At 57.3% G+C, this 19,891-nt stretch carries 21 protein-coding genes and 2 pseudogenes; 17 read left to right on the top strand and 6 right to left on the bottom strand.

Going from position 1 to position 19,891, the window contains the following annotated elements:
- Window positions 1-167: 167 nt before the first annotated feature.
- The 3 genes and pseudogenes from ftsX to ftsY all read right to left on the bottom strand — a co-directional run bounded on the left by ftsX (window position 168) and on the right by ftsY (window position 3,379).
- On the bottom strand, window positions 168-1,223 hold the full coding sequence (gene ftsX / locus DAI21_RS05985) for a permease-like cell division protein FtsX (RefSeq protein WP_100778553.1): 1,056 nt from the start codon (window positions 1,221-1,223) through the stop codon (window positions 168-170).
- Entirely contained in the window at window positions 1,216-1,881 is a 666-nt protein-coding gene (gene ftsE, locus DAI21_RS05980; protein WP_100778552.1) for a cell division ATP-binding protein FtsE, read from the bottom strand. The genes ftsX and ftsE overlap by 8 nt, the downstream gene beginning before the upstream one ends.
- Before the next feature lie 2 nt (window positions 1,882-1,883).
- Window positions 1,884-3,379: pseudogene (gene ftsY / locus DAI21_RS05975) on the bottom strand (signal recognition particle-docking protein FtsY).
- A 127-nt stretch (window positions 3,380-3,506) separates the two neighbouring features.
- Between ftsY and rsmD the strand changes: the two are divergent.
- Together rsmD and DAI21_RS05965 are read left to right on the top strand one after the other, a co-directional pair.
- On the top strand, window positions 3,507-4,106 hold the full coding sequence (rsmD, locus tag DAI21_RS05970) for a 16S rRNA (guanine(966)-N(2))-methyltransferase (RefSeq protein WP_100778550.1): 600 nt from the start codon (window positions 3,507-3,509) through the stop codon (window positions 4,104-4,106).
- The gene (locus DAI21_RS05965) at window positions 4,090-4,371 is read left to right on the top strand and encodes a DUF1145 family protein (protein ID WP_107702692.1); all 282 of its coding nucleotides are present in this window, start codon (window positions 4,090-4,092) and stop codon (window positions 4,369-4,371) included. Before rsmD ends, DAI21_RS05965 begins: the two co-directional genes overlap by 17 nt.
- Window positions 4,372-4,421: 50 nt before the next feature.
- On the opposite strand, the gene DAI21_RS05960 is transcribed toward DAI21_RS05965, so the two are convergent.
- The gene (locus DAI21_RS05960) at window positions 4,422-4,781 is read right to left on the bottom strand and encodes a DUF2500 domain-containing protein (protein WP_107702691.1); all 360 of its coding nucleotides are present in this window, start codon (window positions 4,779-4,781) and stop codon (window positions 4,422-4,424) included.
- A 128-nt stretch (window positions 4,782-4,909) separates the two neighbouring features.
- Here DAI21_RS05960 and DAI21_RS05955 point away from each other — a divergent pair, with 128 nt between their 5' ends.
- Both DAI21_RS05955 and zntA read left to right on the top strand, forming a co-directional pair.
- Window positions 4,910-5,536 (top strand): lysoplasmalogenase, encoded by a 627-nt coding sequence (locus DAI21_RS05955; RefSeq protein WP_100778547.1) that lies wholly within the window; start codon window positions 4,910-4,912, stop codon window positions 5,534-5,536.
- A 75-nt stretch (window positions 5,537-5,611) separates the two neighbouring features.
- Entirely contained in the window at window positions 5,612-7,792 is a 2,181-nt protein-coding gene (gene zntA / locus DAI21_RS05950) for a Zn(II)/Cd(II)/Pb(II) translocating P-type ATPase ZntA (RefSeq protein ID WP_107702690.1), read from the top strand.
- Between the two features lie 64 nt (window positions 7,793-7,856).
- Here zntA and tusA read toward each other — a convergent pair whose 3' ends face one another.
- Entirely contained in the window at window positions 7,857-8,099 is a 243-nt protein-coding gene (gene tusA / locus DAI21_RS05945) for a sulfurtransferase TusA (protein WP_100778545.1), read from the bottom strand.
- Between the two features lie 190 nt (window positions 8,100-8,289).
- Here tusA and DAI21_RS05940 point away from each other — a divergent pair, with 190 nt between their 5' ends.
- Together DAI21_RS05940 and DAI21_RS05935 are read left to right on the top strand one after the other, a co-directional pair.
- The gene (locus tag DAI21_RS05940) at window positions 8,290-8,955 is read left to right on the top strand and encodes a 7-cyano-7-deazaguanine/7-aminomethyl-7-deazaguanine transporter (protein WP_100778544.1); all 666 of its coding nucleotides are present in this window, start codon (window positions 8,290-8,292) and stop codon (window positions 8,953-8,955) included.
- Between the two features lie 72 nt (window positions 8,956-9,027).
- On the top strand, window positions 9,028-9,585 hold the full coding sequence (locus tag DAI21_RS05935) for a DcrB family lipoprotein (RefSeq protein ID WP_100778543.1): 558 nt from the start codon (window positions 9,028-9,030) through the stop codon (window positions 9,583-9,585).
- A gap of 6 nt (window positions 9,586-9,591) precedes the next feature.
- On the opposite strand, the gene DAI21_RS05930 is transcribed toward DAI21_RS05935, so the two are convergent.
- Complete coding sequence (locus DAI21_RS05930) at window positions 9,592-10,806, bottom strand: MFS transporter (RefSeq protein WP_107702689.1); 1,215 nt, start codon at window positions 10,804-10,806, stop codon at window positions 9,592-9,594.
- Between the two features lie 146 nt (window positions 10,807-10,952).
- Between DAI21_RS05930 and DAI21_RS05925 the strand changes: the two are divergent.
- From DAI21_RS05925 to DAI21_RS05875, 11 genes and pseudogenes are all read left to right on the top strand, one after another.
- Window positions 10,953-11,999 (top strand): annotated as a pseudogene (locus tag DAI21_RS05925) (AI-2E family transporter); the annotation flags it as partial.
- A gap of 296 nt (window positions 12,000-12,295) precedes the next feature.
- The gene (locus tag DAI21_RS05920; protein ID WP_107704220.1) at window positions 12,296-12,685 is read left to right on the top strand and encodes a hypothetical protein; all 390 of its coding nucleotides are present in this window, start codon (window positions 12,296-12,298) and stop codon (window positions 12,683-12,685) included.
- Between the two features lie 69 nt (window positions 12,686-12,754).
- A complete protein-coding gene (locus DAI21_RS05915) occupies window positions 12,755-13,819 on the top strand; it encodes a methyltransferase (RefSeq protein WP_107702687.1) in 1,065 nt (354 codons plus the stop codon).
- A 64-nt stretch (window positions 13,820-13,883) separates the two neighbouring features.
- Entirely contained in the window at window positions 13,884-14,606 is a 723-nt protein-coding gene (locus DAI21_RS05910; RefSeq protein ID WP_102105304.1) for a beta-ketoacyl synthase chain length factor, read from the top strand.
- Window positions 14,603-15,418 carry a 1-acyl-sn-glycerol-3-phosphate acyltransferase gene (locus tag DAI21_RS05905; protein ID WP_100778538.1) on the top strand — a complete coding sequence of 272 codons (816 nt, stop codon included), beginning with the start codon at window positions 14,603-14,605 and terminating at the stop codon, window positions 15,416-15,418. The genes DAI21_RS05910 and DAI21_RS05905 overlap by 4 nt, the downstream gene beginning before the upstream one ends.
- Window positions 15,399-15,656, top strand: a complete 258-nt coding sequence (locus DAI21_RS05900) for a phosphopantetheine-binding protein (protein WP_100778537.1) — start codon at window positions 15,399-15,401, stop codon at window positions 15,654-15,656. Before DAI21_RS05905 ends, DAI21_RS05900 begins: the two co-directional genes overlap by 20 nt.
- Before the next feature lie 13 nt (window positions 15,657-15,669).
- Window positions 15,670-15,921: an acyl carrier protein gene (locus tag DAI21_RS05895; RefSeq protein WP_100780796.1), complete on the top strand. Its 252-nt coding sequence runs from the start codon at window positions 15,670-15,672 to the stop codon at window positions 15,919-15,921.
- Window positions 15,922-15,927: 6 nt separating this feature from the next.
- The gene (locus DAI21_RS05890; RefSeq protein WP_107702686.1) at window positions 15,928-16,515 is read left to right on the top strand and encodes a hypothetical protein; all 588 of its coding nucleotides are present in this window, start codon (window positions 15,928-15,930) and stop codon (window positions 16,513-16,515) included.
- Window positions 16,508-17,869 carry an AMP-binding protein gene (locus DAI21_RS05885; RefSeq protein WP_107702685.1) on the top strand — a complete coding sequence of 454 codons (1,362 nt, stop codon included), beginning with the start codon at window positions 16,508-16,510 and terminating at the stop codon, window positions 17,867-17,869. The genes DAI21_RS05890 and DAI21_RS05885 overlap by 8 nt, the downstream gene beginning before the upstream one ends.
- Complete coding sequence (locus DAI21_RS05880) at window positions 17,856-18,209, top strand: hydroxymyristoyl-ACP dehydratase (RefSeq protein WP_100778534.1); 354 nt, start codon at window positions 17,856-17,858, stop codon at window positions 18,207-18,209. Before DAI21_RS05885 ends, DAI21_RS05880 begins: the two co-directional genes overlap by 14 nt.
- The gene (locus DAI21_RS05875) at window positions 18,200-19,891 is read left to right on the top strand and encodes a glycosyltransferase (RefSeq protein WP_107702684.1); all 1,692 of its coding nucleotides are present in this window, start codon (window positions 18,200-18,202) and stop codon (window positions 19,889-19,891) included. Before DAI21_RS05880 ends, DAI21_RS05875 begins: the two co-directional genes overlap by 10 nt.

Here is a 19,891-nt window from a genome sequence, read left to right as displayed (position 1 = left end):
TCACATTTCTATCAGACCGTGATTTTATCCACAAGTTCCATGTAATGCTGTGAATAAATTACGCACAAATTGTGACATGGACAACTGATTGCGGGGGAGAGCCAACAGGGACTCTTTCCCTGCAGAGTGAAGTACTCATTGCAGGGAAAGATTATACCAGAGATTTTTTACTGCGGGGTAAAGTGACGTAAATGTTGTACGGTGGCAAGCCAGGCGGCCACCCAGCCAATCATCGAGCACACCAGCAGTAATAACAGGCACTCATCGAAGGATAAGCCACTGATATCAAACTTAGTTCCGAAAACCTGCGCCACTTCGGTAACGGCAGAAGAGAGCCGCATCACCAAAATTTCTGACAGAATCAGTGAAAGAAATGCGCCGGAAAAACCGAGCAATGCGCCGCCATACAGGAACGGGCGCAGGATGAATCCATCCGTTGCACCTATCAGTTTCTGCACGTTAATCGTATCGCGACGGGCGAAGATGCTCAGACGCACGCTGTTACCGATGACGAGGAAGACCGCCGCCACCATCAGCACGCCAATCATTGCCGCCACGCGCCCTACCAGCCCCGTCAGGGAGGCCAAACGCGCAAACCAGCTGTCGTCCATACGCACTTCATCAATGCCGTTGATACGGGTGATGCGATCGCGCAGGGTGTTCAGCGAATCCGTGCCCTGGAAGTCCAGTTTCGGGATCACCACCGCCACGGCGGGCAGCGGGTTCTCTTCGAGCATATCCAGCGCGCCGCCAAACCCGGACCAGTTGCGGAACTCGCCCAGCGCTTCGTCGCGCGACAGGTAGTTCACCTTTTCAACGCCCTGCTCCGCCTGGAGCTGCCCCACCACCTGCGCGGCGGCGCTGTCATCCAGCGCCTTATCCAGATACACCGTGATTTGCGGAGACGGATAGTATTGCGAGGCCGCCTCATTGACGTTTTTGTAGACCATATAGCAGACGCTCGGCAGCGTCAGGGAGATGGCGATCACCATCACCGTCAGGAACGTCGCCAGCGGTTTGCTTTTCAGATCCTGCACCGCGCCGTGGAAGGCGTAGCGCACCTGTTCGTTAAAGACGTTGGTCTTGCGAGAGTTTGGCTTCGGCGCCGCTTTCGCACGCTTTGGCGTGTTACGGTTACCCTCTCCGCCGCCCTGCGGCTTGCGGAAGCGGTCGAATCGATTACCAAACTGCCGAATCTGGTTTATTGCGTCGCGCTTATTCAACGTGGCCTCCGTGCAAATGACCTTCGCTCAGGGTCAGCATGCGGTACGAACGACGGGAAATCAGCCCAATGTCGTGCGTCGCCATCAGGACTGTTACCCCAACGCGGTTAAATTCCTCAAACAGCCGCAGGATCCCTTCCGAGAGCGCATCGTCCAGGTTACCGGTCGGTTCATCCGCCAGCAGGACGGCGGGTTTGTTCACCACCGCGCGAGCAATACCCACGCGCTGCTGTTCACCGCCGGAAAGCTGAATCGGGAAGTTCTTCGCTTTGTCCAGCAGCCCGACTTTATCCAGCGCCGCCGAAACGCGACGGCGGATATCGTCATAGCTGGCACCCGCAATGATCAGCGGGATCGCCACGTTATCAAAGACGGTGCGATCCATCAGCAGGTGGTGATCCTGGAAAATCATGCCGATCTGGCGACGCAGAAACGGCACCTCACGGTTTTTCAGGCGGCTGATATCATGCCCGCTAAAAAAGATGTTCCCGGCGCTTGGGCGCTCGATCCCACAGATAAGCTTGAGCAGGGTACTTTTCCCCGCGCCGGAGTGGCCGGTCAGGAATGCCATCTCGCCCGGTTGCAGGTGGAATGTCACCCCCTGCAACGCTTGTCTCCCACCGAGATAGGCCTTGCTGACGTGTTCAAAGCGAATCATTGTTAATCCTCTCGGGCAAATAGTGCCTCAATAAAGTCGTCCGATTTAAACGGACGCAAATCCTCGATACGTTCGCCGACACCGATGTAACGGATTGGGATGCCGAACTGATCCGCCACGGAGAAGATCACTCCCCCTTGGCGGTGCCGTCCAGTTTGGTCAGCGTAATCCCGGTCAGCCCGACCGCTTCATCAAACAGTTTCGCCTGGCTGATGGCGTTCTGTCCGGTGCTGGCATCAATGGTCAGCATAATTTCATGCGGTGCGTCTTCGTCCAGCTTCTTCATCACGCGGACGATTTTCTTCAGCTCTTCCATCAGGTGCGATTTATTCTGCAAACGCCCTGCGGTATCCGCAATCAGCACATCGATATTTCGCGCTTTCGCCGCCTGGATGGCATCGAAAATCACGGACGCAGAATCTGCGCCAGTGTGTTGCGCAACCACCGGAATGTTGTTGCGCTGACCCCAGACCTGCAGCTGCTCGACGGCCGCTGCACGGAAGGTATCGCCCGCCGCCAGCATCACCGATTTGCCCTGCTGCTCAAACTGACGCGCCAGCTTACCGATAGTGGTGGTTTTCCCGACGCCGTTAACGCCCACCATCAGAATAACAAAAGGCGTTTTGCCTTCAATATTAAGCGGTTCGTCGACTTTTGCGAGAATTTCGCCCATCTCGTCTTTCAGCAGGCCGTACAGCGCCTCGGCATCACGCAGCTGTTTACGGCTCGCGCTTTCCGTCAGTTTCGCGATAATTTTGCGCGTGGTTTCCACGCCGACATCGGCAATCAGCAGCTGCTCTTCCAGCTCCTCAAACAGATCATCGTCGATTTTTTTGCCACGGAACAGACTGATAAATCCGGAACCGAGGTTTTCTTTGGTTCTGACCAGGCTGCGTTTCAGACGCGCGAAGAAACCTTCTTTGGTCGGTTTTTCCTGCTCCTGAACGATCTCTTCCGCCGGGGCCTCATCTTCCGTCTCTTCGACCGGCACCACGATCACCGCTTCTTCTGCGGCCTCGGCGGCCAGCGCCTGGGCTTCCAGCTCTTCATCGGTGATTTCAGGCGCGTTTTCCGCTTCTTCAACGGCTTCAACGATCTCTACGGTTTCCGCTTCCGCCTGCCACTCTTCTGGCGCGATCGTTTCGGCTTTGACCTCTTCCGGCAGCGGTAGCTCTTCGTGCTCAATCACGGCATGAGGCGCTTCTTCAACAACCGGCTCAACGACAACCTCGACCGCCTGAGGAACAATCACCGGCTCCGGTTTCTCGATCTCCTGAATCTGTTCGGTTACCTCAACCACGTCTTCAGCGAAGGAGTCGATCTCTTCTTTGCTGTGCGCGGGCTCTTCCGCTTCTACAACCGCGGCGGTTTCAACAGGCGTTTCGGGCTGTGACTGCTCTTCAACCGCTTGCTGTTCTTCGATTTTCTGTTCTGTTTCTTGCTCTTTTTCGCCGAAGCCCAGCCAGGAAAAGAAGCCACGTTTTTTTTGTTTTGCCATCTGCGACGACACTCCTCGCGGTGCTATATACATGGAAGCTATAAAAATGATGAAATAGTCTAACACTTTACCTAATTAACATCACCGCCTGGAATCGCAGGCCAATTGTTAGCAGAGCTTTCCTGAAATGAAGAAAACGAACCGCCCGGCCGGACAAATTCGCATTATTGGCGGCCAGTGGCGAGGCCGCAAACTGCCTGTGCCCGACAGCCCTGGGCTGCGCCCGACAACCGATCGCGTCCGCGAGACGCTATTTAACTGGCTGGCTCCATCGATGGTTGACGCCCGCTGCCTGGACTGTTTTGCCGGAAGCGGCGCGCTCGGCCTTGAAGCGCTGTCGCGTTATGCCGCAAGCGCTACCCTGCTGGAAATGGAGCGCGGCGTTGCGCAGCAGTTGCAGCAAAATCTGGCGACCCTCAAAGCAACCAACGGCAACGTGGTGAATACCAATACTCTGTCGTTCCTCGCGCAAAAGGGCACGCCGCACGACGTGGTATTTATCGACCCGCCGTTCCGCAAGGGGCTGCTGGAAGAGACGCTGACGCTGCTGGAAAACAACGGCTGGCTGGCGGATGACGCGCTTATTTATGTCGAAAGTGAAGTGGAAAATGGCCTTCCGCCGGTTCCCGTTCACTGGGATCTGCACCGCGAGCAGGTCGCAGGGCAGGTCGCCTATCGTTTGTATCACCGTGAAGTAGAAGGAGAGCCTGATGCCAGTTCTGATTAATCTTGGCCGTTTGCTGATGTTGGGCGTCTGGGCGTTTCTGCTCCTGAACCTCGTCCACCCATTCCCACGTCCGATGAACATTTTCGTCAACGTGGCGCTGATTTTCACCGCCTTTATGCACGCCCTGCAGATGGTGATGCTGAAAAACGGTCTGCCGAAAGACGGGCCGCCGATGACTGGCTGGCAGCAACTGCGCGTCTTTATTTTCGGCGTGTTCGAGCTGCTGGAGTGGATGAAAAAGTTTAAAGCACAGGCGAAGAAATAAGTCGTATGCAGCCCGGTGTACAGCTTTTGTAGACCGGGCCACCCGGCGAGTTACGGCTCGACCGCAAACCCTTCAAACCGCGATCCCTTATAGCTCAACAGCCCGCGATCCCCCACCGTCAGCTGATGGTACTGCTTCTCGTCGAGACGAAACGTCATCTCCAGCCCACCGCCCTGCGGCTTAAAGCTTGCCTCATAGCGCATTAACGCGCCTGCTGGCGTCACCTGTTGCTGCCGGGAACGGCGCTCATTAAGCGCTTTCTCGCGCTTATTGCTCACCACCACCCGTTTTTGTAATAGCGGCGCGGCGTCATTATCGGCTTTTTCGCGGCGCTGCTGCACAAAGCGAAACGAAGCGGCGATGACGATGATGGCCACCACCACCACGAAGAAAAGCGGCATTTTGCTCATTGTTGAATCCCATCAGATTATGCGGAAATCAGGATACCGCGGCTTATCCGGCATTGCCAAACGCCTGCTCGCGTCACTACACTGAATCAGAATGTATGATTCAAAAATAACAGATACAGGGAGTTAATATGCTTTGGTCATTTATCGCTGTCTGTTTTTCCGCATGGCTTTATGTCGATGCGTCGTATCGCGGTCCAACGTGGCAGCGCTGGCTGTTTAAACCGGTGACACTGCTGCTCCTGCTGCTGCTCGCCTGGCAGGCGCCGATGTTCAACGCCGTGAGCTATCTGGTGCTCGCAGGTCTGTGCGCCTCGCTGATTGGTGACGCGCTTACCCTGCTGCCGCGCCAGCGTTTGCTGTATGCCATCGGGGCATTTTTCCTTTCCCATCTGCTCTATACCATCTACTTCGCCAGCCAGATGACCCTCTCCTTCTTCTGGCCGCTGCCGCTGATCTTACTGGTCATGGGCGCGCTGCTGGTGGCGGTGATTTGGACACGGCTGGAGGAGATGCGCTGGCCGGTCTGTACCTTTATCGCCATGACGCTGGTGATGGTCTGGCTCGCCGGTGAACTGTGGTTCTTCCGCCCTACGTCACCTGCAATGTCGGCGTTCTTCGGTGCCGCCCTGCTGCTGATTGGGAATATTGTCTGGCTGGGAAGTCACTACCGCCGTCGCTTCCGCGCGGATAACGCTATCGCCGCCGCCTGCTACTTCGCCGGGCATTTCCTGATAGTCCGCTCGCTGTATATTTAATAGTGCTTGACTCTGGAGTCGACTCCAGAGTGTATGCTGCGGTTAATGAGAAAATTATCATTACCGGAGAGTGCCATGTCGACTCCAGAAACACCGAAAAAAGTGCCGCAATTCTCGGCGCTGAAACTCAGCCCCGCGCCTGCGAAAGACGACTGTTGCTGCGACAGCGGATGCGAAACCCAGACGGCACCCGTGCTGCCTGAAAACGGCGAGCGCTACACCTGGATCGTCAACGGGATGGACTGCGCCGCCTGCGCGCGCAAAGTCGAAAACGCTGTCAAACAGGTGACTGGCGTTAGCCACGTTCAGGTGCTGTTCGCGACCGAAAAGCTGCTCATCAGCGCTGAAAAAGATGTCAGTGCGCAAGTCGAAGCGGCCGTCACCCGCGCGGGCTATTCCCTGCGCAGCGAGCAGACGCCTGCCGAAAAAACCTCTCCCCTGCGGGAAAATCTGCCGCTCATTACGCTGATCATTATGATGGCGCTGAGCTGGACGCTGGAACACTTTAATCATCCGTTCGGTAATCTGGCGTTTATCGCAACGACCCTGGTCGGCCTGTTCCCGATTGCCCGTCAGGCCCTGCGCCTGATGAAAAGCGGCAGCTGGTTCGCCATTGAAACACTGATGAGCGTCGCGGCGATTGGCGCGCTGTTTATTGGTGCGACGGCAGAAGCGGCGATGGTCCTGCTGCTGTTCCTGATTGGCGAACGCCTTGAAGGTTGGGCGGCGAGCCGCGCACGCAAAGGGGTCAGCGCGTTAATGGCGTTGAAACCGGAAACGGCAACGGTCGTGGTCGACGGAGAACGAAAAACTGTCGCCATCACTACACTTCGCCCCGGCGATGTAATGGAAGTGGCTGCCGGAGGCCGTCTGCCTGCGGACGGTACGCTCATCACCGCAAACGCCAGTTTCGATGAAAGCGCCCTGACCGGGGAATCAATTCCTGTCGAACGTGAGACGGGCGAGAAAGTCCCTGCCGGGGCCACCAGCGTGGACCGTCTGGTGCAGTTCACGGTGCTGTCCGAACCGGGCGACAGCGCCATTGACCGGATTCTGAAGCTCATCGAAGAAGCCGAAGAGCGCCGCGCGCCCGTCGAGCGCTTTATCGATCGCTTCAGCCGCATTTACACGCCGGTGATTATGCTGATTGCCCTGCTGGTGGCGGTGGTTCCGCCGCTGCTGTTCAGCGCCCCGTGGGAGGCCTGGATTTATAAAGGGCTGACGCTGCTGCTGATCGGCTGTCCGTGTGCGCTGGTGATCTCAACACCTGCGGCCATTACCTCAGGTCTGGCGGCAGCCGCGCGACGCGGAGCGCTGATTAAAGGCGGTGCCGCGCTGGAGCAGTTCAGCCAGGTTCAGCAGATTGCCTTCGACAAAACCGGGACCCTGACGGTTGGCAAACCGCAGGTTACCGGAATTTATCCTGCCGACGACGCATTGCTGTCACTGGCCGCCGCCGTTGAGCAGGGATCTACCCATCCCCTGGCGCAGGCGATTGTGCGTGAGGCCCAGTCGCGCGGGCTGACTATCCCCGCAGCCAGCGCGCAGCGCGCGCTAATGGGGTCAGGGATCGAAGCGGTGGTCGAAGGACGCCAGGTGCTGATCTGTGCCGCCGATAAATTCCCCGCTGACGCATTTAGCCCGCAGATCCGCGAGCTGGAACAGGCCGGGCAGACGGTGGTGATCGTCGTTGTCGACGGTGTGGCAAAAGGGGTTCTGGCCCTGCGCGATACCCTGCGTGACGATGCCAAAGAGGCCGTGGCGGCACTGCATAAGCTCGGTATTCAGGGTGTGATTTTGACTGGCGATAACCCACGTGCAGCGGCTGCAATTGCCAGTGAGCTTGATCTGGAATACCGGGCAGGATTGTTGCCAGCAGATAAAGTGCAGGCTGTTACCGGGCTAAACGCTCAGGCACCGCTGGCAATGGTCGGCGACGGCATTAACGACGCCCCGGCGATGAAAGCCGCGACGATTGGGATTGCGATGGGCAGCGGCACCGACGTGGCGCTGGAAACCGCCGATGCGGCGCTTACCCATAACCGTCTGACCGGGCTTGCGCAGATGATATCCCTGGCGCGCGCCACCCGCGCCAATATTCGTCAGAACATTACGATTGCGCTGGGGCTGAAGGGGATCTTCCTGGTGACAACGCTGCTGGGAATAACAGGTCTGTGGCTGGCGGTGCTGGCGGATACGGGCGCGACGGTGCTGGTGACAGCCAACGCCCTGCGGTTGTTACGTCGAAAGTCATAACCGCCGGGCAAACGCGATAATGTTGTAGGCCGGGTAAGGCGTCGTCGCCACCCGGCAACCACGATTATCCTTTGCGCAGCAGATACCGGTACGGCAGCGATTGCGTCTCTTGCGCCACCAGCTCGTGTTCCATAAAGGTACAAAAGCCCGGAATATCGCGGGTGGTGGCAGGATCGTCAGCAATGATCAGCAGCGTCTCGCCGGTCTGCATGTTGCGCACGGTTTTGCGCACCATCATTACCGGCTCCGGGCAACGGAGGCCTTGTGCATCAAGCGTGTGGTCAGGGCTGGAAAACAGGTTGGTCATCATCTTCTCGTTCACATCAAAAACGGCTGTAGTTTACGCCGCGTTTTCGGCAAAGCAAACCAGGTTAACGATTGCGCGAAAATTAGCCATTGCAATACCCTCCAAAAGCAGTATTATGCGGCGGCTTTAAACCCTACCCCGGTAGGTTTTTATTGGGTTCCCTCACCCCAAATCATAAAAAGGTCACAATATGACGCAGTTCTCTCAATCGCAGCGCGTAAAAGCGTTGTTCTGGCTATCGCTATTTCATCTGCTGGTGATCACCTCCAGTAACTATCTTGTGCAGCTGCCCATCTCCATTTTTGGTTTCCATACCACCTGGGGCGCGTTCAGTTTCCCGTTTATCTTCCTTGCGACAGATTTGACCGTGCGCATCTTCGGCGCGCCGCTGGCCCGACGCATTATTTTTGCGGTGATGCTGCCCGCGCTGTTCATCTCCTACGTCATCTCATCCCTGTTCTATATGGGAAGCTGGCAGGGCTTTGAAGCGCTGACGCACTTCAATCTGTTTGTCGCCCGTATCGCCGCCGCGAGCTTTATGGCCTATGCGCTGGGGCAGATCCTCGACGTCCACGTCTTTAACCGCCTGCGACAAAACCACCGCTGGTGGATGGCACCGACGGCGTCCACGCTGTTCGGTAACGTCAGCGATACCCTCGCCTTCTTCTTTATCGCCTTCTGGCGCAGCCCGGATGCCTTTATGGCCGCCCACTGGATGGAGATCGCGCTGGTGGACTACTGCTTCAAAGTGCTGATCAGCATTGTGTTCTTCCTGCCGATGTACGGCGTGCTGCTGAATATGCTGCTGAAAAGGCTGGCGGATAAATCCGAAATGTCTGCATTACAGGCTGGTTAAAGGTTCGCTTTATCAGTTGTGATAAGATGGACAAATGAGCCGTTATGGCCGTTTATCGAAAGGAAGAAGTCAATGCGCAATCTGGTTAAATATGTCGGGATTGGCCTGCTGGTTGTGGGTCTTGCGGCCTGTGATAATAGCGATACGAAGACCCCTGCTCAGGGCGCGTCTGCTGAAAGTAACGCCACCGGACAACCGGTGAATTTGATGGATGGCAAACTCAGTTTCTCTCTGCCGGCGGATATGACCGATCAGAGCGGCAAGCTGGGTACCCAGGCGAACAACATGCACGTCTATTCAGACGCCACCGGGCAGAAAGCGGTGATCGTGATTGTCGGTGACGACACCAGCGAAGACCTGGCCGTGCTGACCAAGCGTCTGGAAGATCAACAGCGTAGCCGCGATCCGCAGCTGCAGGTCGTGACCAACAAGTCCATCGAACTGAAAGGCCACACCCTGCAACAGCTGGACAGCATTATCTCAGCTAAAGGCCAGACCGCTTACTCCTCCGTGGTGCTGGGTAAAGTGGACGGCAAACTGCTGACCATGCAAATCACCCTGCCTGCTGACGATCAGCAGAAGGCGCAAACCGCTGCGGAAAACATCATTAATACCGTCGTGATCAAATAATTTTCATCACGATTCAACGGCCTCCGTCGCTTGCGCCGGGGGCCGTTTTTTTAGGCGCCAGGTCAACAATAGCGCCACGCCCACCAGCCCCGCCGCCGCCAGATAGATCATCGGAACGCCCGCCCATGCCATCAGCAGCCCGGCCAGTGGACCGGTCACGCCCAAGGACATATCCATAAATACCGTATAGGTCGCCAGTGCAGAGCCCTGGTTTTGCTGTGGCACGGCTTTCACCGCCACCACGCCCAGCGCCGGGAAGACCAGCGAGAAGCCCGCGCCCGCGAGGAACACGCCGATTTTCGCCACCCACGGCTCGCTGGCAATGCCCGTCAGCAGCAGGCCAACAATCTCGACGGCAAAGCAGATCATAGCCACGTTCAGCCCGCCGAGGCGGTTGATGCCGTTCGGGAAGAGTAACCGCGTGCCAACGAAGGCACAGCTAAACAACGTCAGGGCGAACGCTGCGCCGTCCCAGCCTTTGGCATCGTAAAACAGGGTGATGAAGGTGGCGATCACACCGAAACCGGCGGAGGCCAGCGCCAGTGCCATGCCGTAAGGCCAGACGCGCCCGAGCACCGCGCGAAACGGCAGCGGTTTACCTTTGTTGGCTTTCACTTTCGGACGCGGCAGCGCCAGTAAAATTGCAATCAGCGCGACCACCATAATGGTGATTGCCAGCCCGTGCAGCCCGCCCCACGCGTAACACACCACGCCAAGCGGCGCACCGAGAGCCATCGCGCCGTAGGTGACAATCCCGTTCCACGAAATCACGCGCCCGATATGCGGCGTGCCGACGACGCCCACGCCCCACAGGGTCGAGCCGGTGCCCGCCAGACTTTGCCCGATGCCCAGAATCACACGCCCGAGACACAGCAGCGCCAGGCTAACCATCGGCCAGCCGCTGGTGGTCGCCGCCAGCAGATAGCTCAGGCCACTGAGGAAACAGCCGCACAATCCCACCACGACAATACTTTTCGGGCCAAACAGATCCGCGTAGCGCCCCGACTGCGGGCGACTCATCAGCGTGGCGAAATACTGGAGGCTAATCACCAGCCCCGCCCAGAAGGCGCTAAATCCCATCACGTCATGGACGTAACCGGGCAAAACCGCCAGCGGCAGCCCAATGGTGAGATAACTGGCGAAGTTAAACATGACAACAGAAACAATGCGCAGATTGAGGCGCAATCCGCTCAGCGCCGGTTCGGCGGCAGGTACGGGCATGAGGTTCTACCTGGAATTTTGCAACAGTGTTTCACTATTACCACGTCATGGGGCGAAAAGCAGCAGTGACTTTCAGATTAACGGCGTCAAACGCAGCGGTCTCCAGGCGCTACACTTAACGGGCACACAACAAAAGGAATCAGCATGACAACCCCCAGCCCGACAAGACGGGCCTCCACATTTTATTAAAGCTCGCCTGTCTGGTGGTAATTCTCGCTGGCATTCACGCGGCGGCGGATATTATCGTTCAGCTGTTGCTGGCGCTTTTTTTTGCCATTGTTCTCAATCCGTTAGTTACCTGGTTTATTCGACGTGGCGTGCGGCGTCCGCTTGCCATCACCATCGTAGTCATTGTGATGCTCATCGTACTGACCGCGCTGTTTGGCGTGCTGGCGGCGTCGCTGAGTGAGTTCTCCACCCTGCTGCCGAAATACAATAAAGAGCTGACGCGCAAGATTGTCGATCTGCAGCAGATGCTGCCGTTCCTCAACTTGCACATCTCCCCTGAACGCATGCTGAGACGCATGGACTCCGAAAAAGTCATGACCTTCGCCACCACCCTGATGACCGGGCTTTCTGGCGCGATGGCCAGTATTTTACTGCTGGTGATGACGGTGGTGTTTATGCTGTTCGAAGTGCGCCACGTACCGTACAAACTGCGCTTCGCCCTGAACAATCCGCAAATCCACATTGCCGGGCTGCACCGCGCGCTGAAGGGTGTTTCGCACTATCTGGCGCTGAAAACGCTGCTGAGCCTGTGGACCGGGGCGATTGTCTGGCTGGGGCTGGCGCTGATGGGCGTGCAGTTCGCGCTTATGTGGGGCGTGCTGGCTTTTCTGCTCAACTACGTGCCTAACATCGGCGCGGTGCTCTCTGCCGTGCCGCCGATGATTCAGGCGTTTCTGTTCAACGGCTTTTACGAATGTATGCTGGTGGGCGCGCTATTTCTGGCGGTGCATATGGTGCTCGGGAATATCGTCGAGCCGCGCATGATGGGCCACCGTCTGGGCATGTCGACAATGGTGGTCTTTTTATCATTATTAATATGGGGATGGTTACTCGGCCCCGTGGGAATGCTCCTTTCGGTGCCGCTGACCAGCGTCTGTAAAATATGGATGGAGACCACGAAAGGCGGCGGGAAACTGGCGATTCTTCTCGGACCAGGACGTCCGAAAAGCCGACTCCCCGGATAACGTTTTTAGCGTAAACCTACCAACCGGGGTAGGTTTACGTTTCTCATCAGGTCTATACACTCTATGCCGATTTTTTTAAATCGGCATAATTGTTATATTTAAGTGAATATTCTCTTAGCAAAGCCGATAACAAAATCGATGTCTACATTGCTATCGCGTTAATTAAAGTTAAATTGGCAATGAAAAAAAATAAATAACGCAAGAATGATATTTATCGCAATGGTTTCAATTTATCTTAAGGATTATATTGCGTGAATATCGCGGACGAAATCACTATTATTGATACGGAGTTGTTGATGAAGAAGATTGTGAAATGGTGTGCTGCGTTTGCCATTATGGGTGCGCTGGCAGGCTGTGCGCGTACTGCCCCGGTTGATCAGGTTCATTCTACTGTCAGCGCGGGCCATTCTGCGGAGCAGGTTAAGTCGGCGATTCTGAAAGCCGGTCTTCAGCGCGACTGGATTATGACCGAAGTCAGTCCTGGTATGATCAAAGGCCGCCTGCAGGCACGCGACCATAGCGCCGAAGTGCGCATCCCGTACACGGCCACAAGCTATTCAATTAATTACGAAAATAGCCTGAACCTGAAAGCCAGCGACGGTAAGATTCATAAAAATTACAACCGTTGGGTTCGCAATCTCGACAAAGATATTCAGCTGAATCTCGCCAGAAGCGCCGCGCAGTAAATTTGTTTAAAGTCGGGCCGCTATCGGCCCGATAACGTATTTCTCTGACCAGTTAAAGGTTACGCAATAATGTACGAAACGGATTCGCTCAGTGCGCTGGATGCCATTACAGAAGCACAACGTATCGCTTTTGCTCCGATGTTGTTTCAAACCGCGCTCTGTCTGCGTAACTCTGGCGTTTTAGCCTGGCTGGATAAACAGGGAAAACAGGGTGCATGCCTGGATGAGATTGTTAAAAACAGCACACTGAATGAATATGCAGTGAGCGTCCTGCTGGATATGGGATTAAGCGGACGGATCGTTACCCATAAAGAGGGGCTGTACTACCTGGCAAAAATAGGCCATTTTCTTCTGCATGACACCATGACCCGCGTAAATATGGATTTTACCCAGGACGTTTGTTATCAGGGTTTATTCCACCTCTCCGATTCCCTTAAACAGGAAAAACCCGCGGGATTATCGGTATTTGGCGAATGGCCGACTATCTATCCTGCATTGTCGCAATTACCGGCGCAGGCGAAAGAGAGTTGGTTTGCGTTTGATCATTACTATTCTGACGCCGCTTTTGATGCCGCTTTGCCATATATATTCGCAAGCAAGCCGACAAAATTGTACGATGTAGGCGGAAATACCGGTAAATGGGCATTACGCTGTTGCCGCTATGATGAAAATGTCGCCATTACGATCCTCGACCTCCCGCAGCAAATAGCGCTGGCGCAGGAAAATATCGCAATTGCAGGATTATCTCATCGCATTGAGTTCCATGCTGTCGATATGCTTAGCAACGCGGCACTGCCGGGCGAAGCTGACGTGTGGTGGATGAGCCAGTTCCTCGACTGCTTCTCTCCCGATCAGATTGTCACCATGCTGGGAAACGTGGCTCAGGTCATGAAGCCGGGCGCACGGTTATGCATTATGGAGCTGTTCTGGGATGCCCAGAAATTCGAAGCGGCCTCGTTCAGCCTGAACGCGACCTCGCTCTATTTCACCTGCATGGCGAATGGCAACAGCCGCTTTTATAGCGCCGAGAAATTTTATCGCTACCTGGAGCAGGCGGGTTTCCACGTAGAGCAGCGACTGGACAATTTAGGGTTAGGGCATACCTTACTGATTTGTCAGAAAAACGAACAATAAATTCAGTGAAATACCTGACGGCTGACGCCGTTATTTAATGACGATAGATCGCGGACGCGCGTAGATGAAATTTGCACTTAACATTATCGACTGGCAGGCCAGAGCGCCGGGTCTCAGTGATGCCGAACAATGGCAGGCGTGGTCACGCGATTCGCTCGCCATTGATCCCACTGCGCCACAGGCAAAACTGACTGATTTGCCGATGATGACCGCGCGTCGCCTCAACTCTGGCAGCAAGCTGGCCGTCGATTGCGGGCTGTCGATGCTGCGCAAGCACGCCATCGACGCCGTGGTCTACACCAGCCGTCACGGCGAGCTGGAGCGCAACTACCGCATTCTGCATGCCCTGGCGACGGATCAGGCCGTGTCGCCCACCGATTTCGCCATGTCTGTGCACAACTCTTCCGTGGGTAATCTCACTATCGCCGCGCGCCAGCCGATTGTCTCCTCTTCCCTCTCCGCCGGGCTGGACACCTTCCAGCAGGGCTTATGTGAAGTGCTGTGCATGCTGCAGGCGGGGTACGCACGCGTTCTGCTGGTCGATTTCGACGGTTCACTGCCGGTGTTTTACCACCCTCATTTACCCGCGCACATGCCCACCTGGCCGTATGCGATGGCGTTAGTGATCGAAGCCGGTGATGCGCTGCGCTGCGAAACCCGTTCTGGCAGCCTCGGCGAAGAGCCGCCGTTGCCGCAAAGCCTGATGTTCCTGCAACGTTATCTTACTGGCGAGCCGCAGTTTGTGGTTTCCGGTGAGCGCCTGCTGTGGCAGTGGTCCCGCGCATGAACGCGTTAGCCAGCACGATTAATCGGCTATGGCGTCTGATCATGACCGGATTCTGCTTCGCGCTGTTTGGCGTGGGCGGGCTGCTGCTGTCGCTGGTCTGGTTTAATCTCCTGCTGATTGTTCAGCGCGATCGCGTTAAACGCCGTCGGCTGGCACGCCGCAGTATCGCCGCCAGCTTTCGTTTCTTCATGAACGTCATGCGCCTGACGGGCGTGCTGGATTATCGAATTGATAACCTCGAGGCCCTGCGCAGCGAACGCGGATGCCTTGTCATCGCCAACCATCCCACGCTGATTGATTACGTGATCCTCGCCTCGGTCATGCCAGAAACCGACTGCCTGGTGAAAAGCGCCCTGCTGCGTAACCCCTTCGTCAGCGGCGTGATTCGCGCAGCGGATTATCTGATTAACAGCGAAGCAGATACCCTGCTCGCCGCCAGCCAGCGACGTCTGGCACAGGGCGATACCTTACTGATCTTCCCCGAAGGCACGCGCACCCGCGTCGGGGAAGCGATGACGCTGCAACGCGGTGCGGCCAATATCGCCGTGCGCTGCGGCAGCGATCTGCGGGTGGTGGTGATCCACTGCAGCGAGCACCTGCTCGATAAAAAAAGCCGCTGGTACGACGTACCGCCGCGCAAGCCCTTCTTCACGGTTGATGTCCGTGAACGGGTCAATATTCATGATTTTTACGATGCAACAGAACAAGAACCGGCTCTGGCAGCGCGCCAGCTGAACCGGCATCTGCAGCATCGCTTAACATCAGGCCTTCAATCTTTGTCAGGAATTAATGATGCAAGCGCTTTATCTTGAAATTAAAAATCTTATTATCTCTACGCTGAATCTGGACGAACTTACCGCCGACGATATCGAAACGGATGCGGCGCTGTTTGGTGATGGCCTGGGCCTCGATTCCATCGACGCGCTGGAGCTTGGCCTGGCAGTGAAAAACCAGTACGGGGTTGTGCTCTCTGCGGAAAGCGAAGAGATGCGTCAGCACTTCTATTCCGTCGCCACGCTGGCATCATTTATCCATGCCCAACGCGCCTGAGAACGAATTTGCTATGACAGAACAAAATGCCATTTATCAGGAAGTCTGCGGACTCCTGACCAAACTGTTTGAAATCGAACCGGATGCGATCTCTCCCGAGGCGCGCCTGTACGAAGATCTGGAGCTGGACAGCATCGACGCCGTCGACATGATTGTTCATCTGCAGAAGAAAACAGGCAAAAAAATCAAACCTGAAACCTTCAAATCGGTGCGTACCGTTCAGGACGTGGTGGACGCTGTAGAACAGCTTCTGCGCGAAGAGTAAGACGCCATGCGTGGCGGACGATCTTTTCCGGCCATCCCGCTCCTGACGGGGCTGATGCTGCTCGCCTGGCCATTTCTGATTGGCTTTGGGCTGACGCACAACAGCCTGCACTGGCTGCTGCCGCTGATGGCACTACTGCTGGTCTGTCGCCTGCGTCAGGCGCGGCATAACGCCGGGCCGATGCGCGTTGTGGTGCAAAGCGTGGCGCTGGCGGGCATCGCCCTCTGCACGGCGAGCTATCTGCTTAAAGCGCACCAGTGGCTGCTACTCTATCCCGTGGTGGTGAATCTCGTGATGCTGGCCGTGTTTGGCGGTTCTCTGTGGACGGCAATGCCGCTGGTCGAACGGCTGGCGCGTTTGCGCGATCCCCAACTGCCGCCGGAAGGCGTTCGCTACACCCGCAATGTCACCCGCGTGTGGTGCGGGTTTTTCATTTTGAACGGTTCGGTGGCGCTGTTAACCGTCCTCCACGGCGATATGCAGCTCTGGACGCTGTGGAACGGCATGATCGCGTACATCCTGATGGGGACGCTGATGGCGACAGAGTGGCTGGTGCGTCAACGGGTGATTAAAAAAAGTGAAGCACATGACTAAACCCCTTCCTCTGGGGCAGTGGCTGAACGCGCCGCGCCCGGATGATACGCCGATCGCCTGGCTTGACGATCACACCTGGACACTCGGGCAGCTCCGTCACGACGTCTCCTCCCTGACCAACATGCTCCGTCAGCAGGAGGGCGAGCGCTGGGCGCTGTGCTTTGAAAACAGCTACCTGTTTATCGTCGCCCTGCTCTCGACGCTGCATGCGGGAAAAACGCCGGTGATCCCCGGCCATAGCCGCGTGTCGCTGCTTGAAGAGCAGCGCGCACTGTTCAGCGGCGTGCTGAGCGATCAAACCCTGAGCTATCAGGGCCGTCTGATCGTGGTGAATTCAGCCCGTCGCAGCGCAGACGCCTTTACGCCGTTGCCGCCGATTGGCGAAGACAGTTTTGTCGAGCTGTTCACCTCCGGCTCGACCGGCGCACCGCGACGCATCATAAAACCTGTCGCCCGCCTCGATCGCGAAGCCAGCCTGCTGGCCGACCGTTTTGGCGAGCGTCTGACGGGCTGCAGTATTGTCGCCTCCGTGGTGCCACAGCATTTGTATGGCCTGACGTTCCGCATCTTTTTACCCCTGTCGCAGGGGCTGCCGCTGCACGCGGCAATGCTCTACTACGCCGAACAGCTGGCGGCGCTGCCTCATGACCGACGCTACGTATTTATCAGCAGTCCGGCGTTTCTGAAGCGTCTCGACACCCAGCTTGCACCGCCTCCCGTGGCGATGCTGCTCTCTGCGGGCGGTATGCTGCCGTGGGATGATGTCACCGCCACGCATCGCTGGATGAACGTCTGGCCGGATGAAATTTACGGCAGCACTGAGACCGGCATTCTGGCCTGGCGGCATCGTCAGGAGGCGTCGATTCCGTGGCTTCCGTTCCCCGGCGTGCATTTCCGTCACGACGGGGAGACCTGCCATGTCACCTCGCCGCTGATCCACGAGGCCGAAGGCCTACCGCTCGACGATATCCTGCACTTTGAGGATAACGGGACGTTCAGCATCGCCGGTCGCCGTGGCCGGGTGGTCAAAATCGAAGAGAAGCGCGTTTCGCTCAATGAAATTGAGCAGCGTCTGCTGATGCTGGACGGCATTCGCGAAGTCGCCGCCCTGCCCGTCACACGCGGGGGTCGCCAGGGTATCGGCGTACTGCTGGTGCTCAACGACGACGCGCGTCAACGTCTGCATCAGCAGGGCAATAAAGCGCAGGAGTTTGCCTGGCGCCGCGCCTTGCTGCCGTGGCTTGAGCCGGTCGCCGTGCCGCGCTACTGGCGGATCATCGATGAGATGCCCGTCAACAGCATGAACAAGCGTGTCTATGCGCAGTTACAGGAGTTGTTTCATGAAAATCCATGAAATCGAGCGCCACCAGTCGCAGCCACAGAATCTTGAGATTGTCCTGCATCTCGACCCGATGCTGTTCTGGTTCCAGGGCCATTTTGCCGTGCAGCCGCTGCTGCCGGGCGTCGCACAGCTCGACTGGGTGATGCACTACGCCACCACGCTGCTGGCTCCGGAATACCGTTTTCACAGCATTCAGAATGTGAAGTTCCAGGCGCCGCTGCTGCCGGATGCCACCGTCACGCTGACGCTCAACTGGAATGCCGAACGCCAGATCCTCACCTTTAGCTATCAGCGTCACGACGGCGACGCGCGCCACACCGCCAGCAGCGGGAAGATCCGGTTATGTCGCTGACGTTCCGCCCCTGCGTGCTGATCCCCTGCTACAACCACGGCGCGATGATGGCGAGCGTGCTGTCGCGGCTGGAATCGTGCGCGCTGCCGTGCCTGATCGTCGATGACGGCAGTGACGAGCGCACCCGTCTGGAGCTGGAACGCCTGGCGGGTGCCTATCCGCAGGTCACACTCATCCGGCTGCCGGAAAATGCCGGCAAAGGCACGGCGGTTATTCGTGGGCTGGAGGCGGCTTCTCGCGCAGGGTTTACCCACGCGGTGCAGGTGGATGCCGACGGACAGCACGCCATTGAAGATATTCCGCAACTGTTAGCGCTGGCCGAACGCCACCCGGATGCGCTGATCTCCGGCCAGCCCATTTATGATGATTCGATCCCCCGCTCGCGCCTCTATGGCCGCTGGATCACCCACGTCTGGGTGTGGATCGAAACCCTGTCGCTGCAGCTGAAAGACAGCATGTGCGGGTTCCGCGTCTATCCCGTGGCCCCCACGCTGAAACTGGCAGAACACGCCACCCTCGGCAAGCGGATGGATTTTGATACGGAAGTGATGGTCCGCCTCTACTGGCAGGGCAACACCAGCTATTTTGTGCCGACGCGGGTGACCTATCCCCACGATGGCCTGTCCCATTTCGATGCCCTGAAAGACAACGTCCGCATCTCCCTGATGCACACCCGCCTGTTCTTCGGCATGCTGCCGCGTATTCCTTCGCTTCTGCTGCGTCGCCGTCGCGAACACTGGGCCGAGCAGCAGGAAGTAAAAGGGCTGTGGGGCATGCGCCTGATGCTGCGCGTCTGGCAGCTTTTTGGACGCCGCGCCTTCAGCCTGCTGCTGTGGCCGGTGATCGGTGTTTACTGGCTGATCGCCCGCCCGGCGCGACAGGCGTCGCGGCAGTGGCTGGCGCGCGTGGCTGACGTGCTTCACGCACAAAACCGCCCGCTGCCGCCGCGCTTTAACAGCTTTTTCCACTTTATGCGCTTCGGCAATTCGATGCTGGATAAAGTCGCGGGCTGGCGCGGCGAGCTAAAGATGAACCGGGATGTGGTCTTTGCACCCGGCGCGCGCGAAGCGCTGAACGTTGACGCCCCGCAGGGCAAGCTGCTGCTGGCCTCGCATCTCGGCGATGTCGAAGCCTGCCGCGCGCTGGCGCAACTCGACGGCAGCAAAACCATCAACGCGCTGGTGTTCAGCGATAACGCCCAGCGCTTTAAACAGATCATGCAGGAGATGGCTCCGCAGGCCGGGCTGAACCTGATGCCCGTCACCGATATCGGGCCGGAGACCGCCATCGCCCTGAAAGAGAAGCTCGATCGCGGTGAATGGGTGGCGATCGTCGGCGATCGTATCGCCGTCAATCCACAGCGCGGCGGCGAGTGGCGCGTGATCTGGAGCGAATTTATGGGAAAACAGGCTCCGTTCCCGCAGGGGCCGTTTATTCTCGCCTCTATTCTGCGCTGCCCGGTGGAGCTGATTTTCGCGCTGCGCCAGCAGGAGAAGCTGCACATTCACTGCGAAACCTTTGCCGATCCGCTGCTACTGCCGCGCGGCGAGCGCCAGCAGGCGTTGCAGCAGGCCGTTGATCGCTATGCACAACGCCTCGAGCATTACGCGCTCATGTCGCCGCTCGACTGGTTTAATTTTTTCGATTTCTGGCATCTGCCGGATGCCAAAGAGAAGGAGTAA

The sequence above is a fragment of the Lelliottia sp. WB101 genome, assembly GCF_003051885.1.
GTDB classification, from domain to species: Bacteria; Pseudomonadota; Gammaproteobacteria; order Enterobacterales; family Enterobacteriaceae; genus Enterobacter; species Enterobacter nimipressuralis.
This window is presented reverse-complemented; position numbering and strand designations above follow the sequence as displayed.

Bases quoted from the DNA above. Each gene is read 5' to 3' on its own strand.
- DAI21_RS05895 (WP_100780796.1), top strand. From the start codon at position 15,670: ATGACAGAACAAAATGCCATTTATCAGGAAGTCTGCGGACTCCTGACC.
- DAI21_RS05965 (WP_107702692.1), top strand. From the start codon at position 4,090: ATGCCAGTTCTGATTAATCTTGGCCGTTTGCTGATGTTGGGCGTCTGG.
- DAI21_RS05875 (WP_107702684.1), top strand. From the start codon at position 18,200: ATGTCGCTGACGTTCCGCCCCTGCGTGCTGATCCCCTGCTACAACCAC.
- DAI21_RS05930 (WP_107702689.1), bottom strand. From the start codon at position 10,806: ATGCCCGTACCTGCCGCCGAACCGGCGCTGAGCGGATTGCGCCTCAAT.
- DAI21_RS05915 (WP_107702687.1), top strand. From the start codon at position 12,755: ATGTACGAAACGGATTCGCTCAGTGCGCTGGATGCCATTACAGAAGCA.
- rsmD (WP_100778550.1), top strand. From the start codon at position 3,507: ATGAAGAAAACGAACCGCCCGGCCGGACAAATTCGCATTATTGGCGGC.
- DAI21_RS05880 (WP_100778534.1), top strand. From the start codon at position 17,856: ATGAAAATCCATGAAATCGAGCGCCACCAGTCGCAGCCACAGAATCTT.
- DAI21_RS05940 (WP_100778544.1), top strand. From the start codon at position 8,290: ATGACGCAGTTCTCTCAATCGCAGCGCGTAAAAGCGTTGTTCTGGCTA.
- DAI21_RS05920 (WP_107704220.1), top strand. From the start codon at position 12,296: ATGAAGAAGATTGTGAAATGGTGTGCTGCGTTTGCCATTATGGGTGCG.
- DAI21_RS05890 (WP_107702686.1), top strand. From the start codon at position 15,928: ATGCGTGGCGGACGATCTTTTCCGGCCATCCCGCTCCTGACGGGGCTG.
- DAI21_RS05960 (WP_107702691.1), bottom strand. From the start codon at position 4,781: ATGAGCAAAATGCCGCTTTTCTTCGTGGTGGTGGTGGCCATCATCGTC.
- DAI21_RS05935 (WP_100778543.1), top strand. From the start codon at position 9,028: ATGCGCAATCTGGTTAAATATGTCGGGATTGGCCTGCTGGTTGTGGGT.
- DAI21_RS05900 (WP_100778537.1), top strand. From the start codon at position 15,399: ATGCAAGCGCTTTATCTTGAAATTAAAAATCTTATTATCTCTACGCTG.
- DAI21_RS05905 (WP_100778538.1), top strand. From the start codon at position 14,603: ATGAACGCGTTAGCCAGCACGATTAATCGGCTATGGCGTCTGATCATG.
- DAI21_RS05955 (WP_100778547.1), top strand. From the start codon at position 4,910: ATGCTTTGGTCATTTATCGCTGTCTGTTTTTCCGCATGGCTTTATGTC.
- tusA (WP_100778545.1), bottom strand. From the start codon at position 8,099: ATGACCAACCTGTTTTCCAGCCCTGACCACACGCTTGATGCACAAGGC.
- DAI21_RS05885 (WP_107702685.1), top strand. From the start codon at position 16,508: ATGACTAAACCCCTTCCTCTGGGGCAGTGGCTGAACGCGCCGCGCCCG.
- zntA (WP_107702690.1), top strand. From the start codon at position 5,612: ATGTCGACTCCAGAAACACCGAAAAAAGTGCCGCAATTCTCGGCGCTG.
- ftsE (WP_100778552.1), bottom strand. From the start codon at position 1,881: ATGATTCGCTTTGAACACGTCAGCAAGGCCTATCTCGGTGGGAGACAA.
- DAI21_RS05910 (WP_102105304.1), top strand. From the start codon at position 13,884: ATGAAATTTGCACTTAACATTATCGACTGGCAGGCCAGAGCGCCGGGT.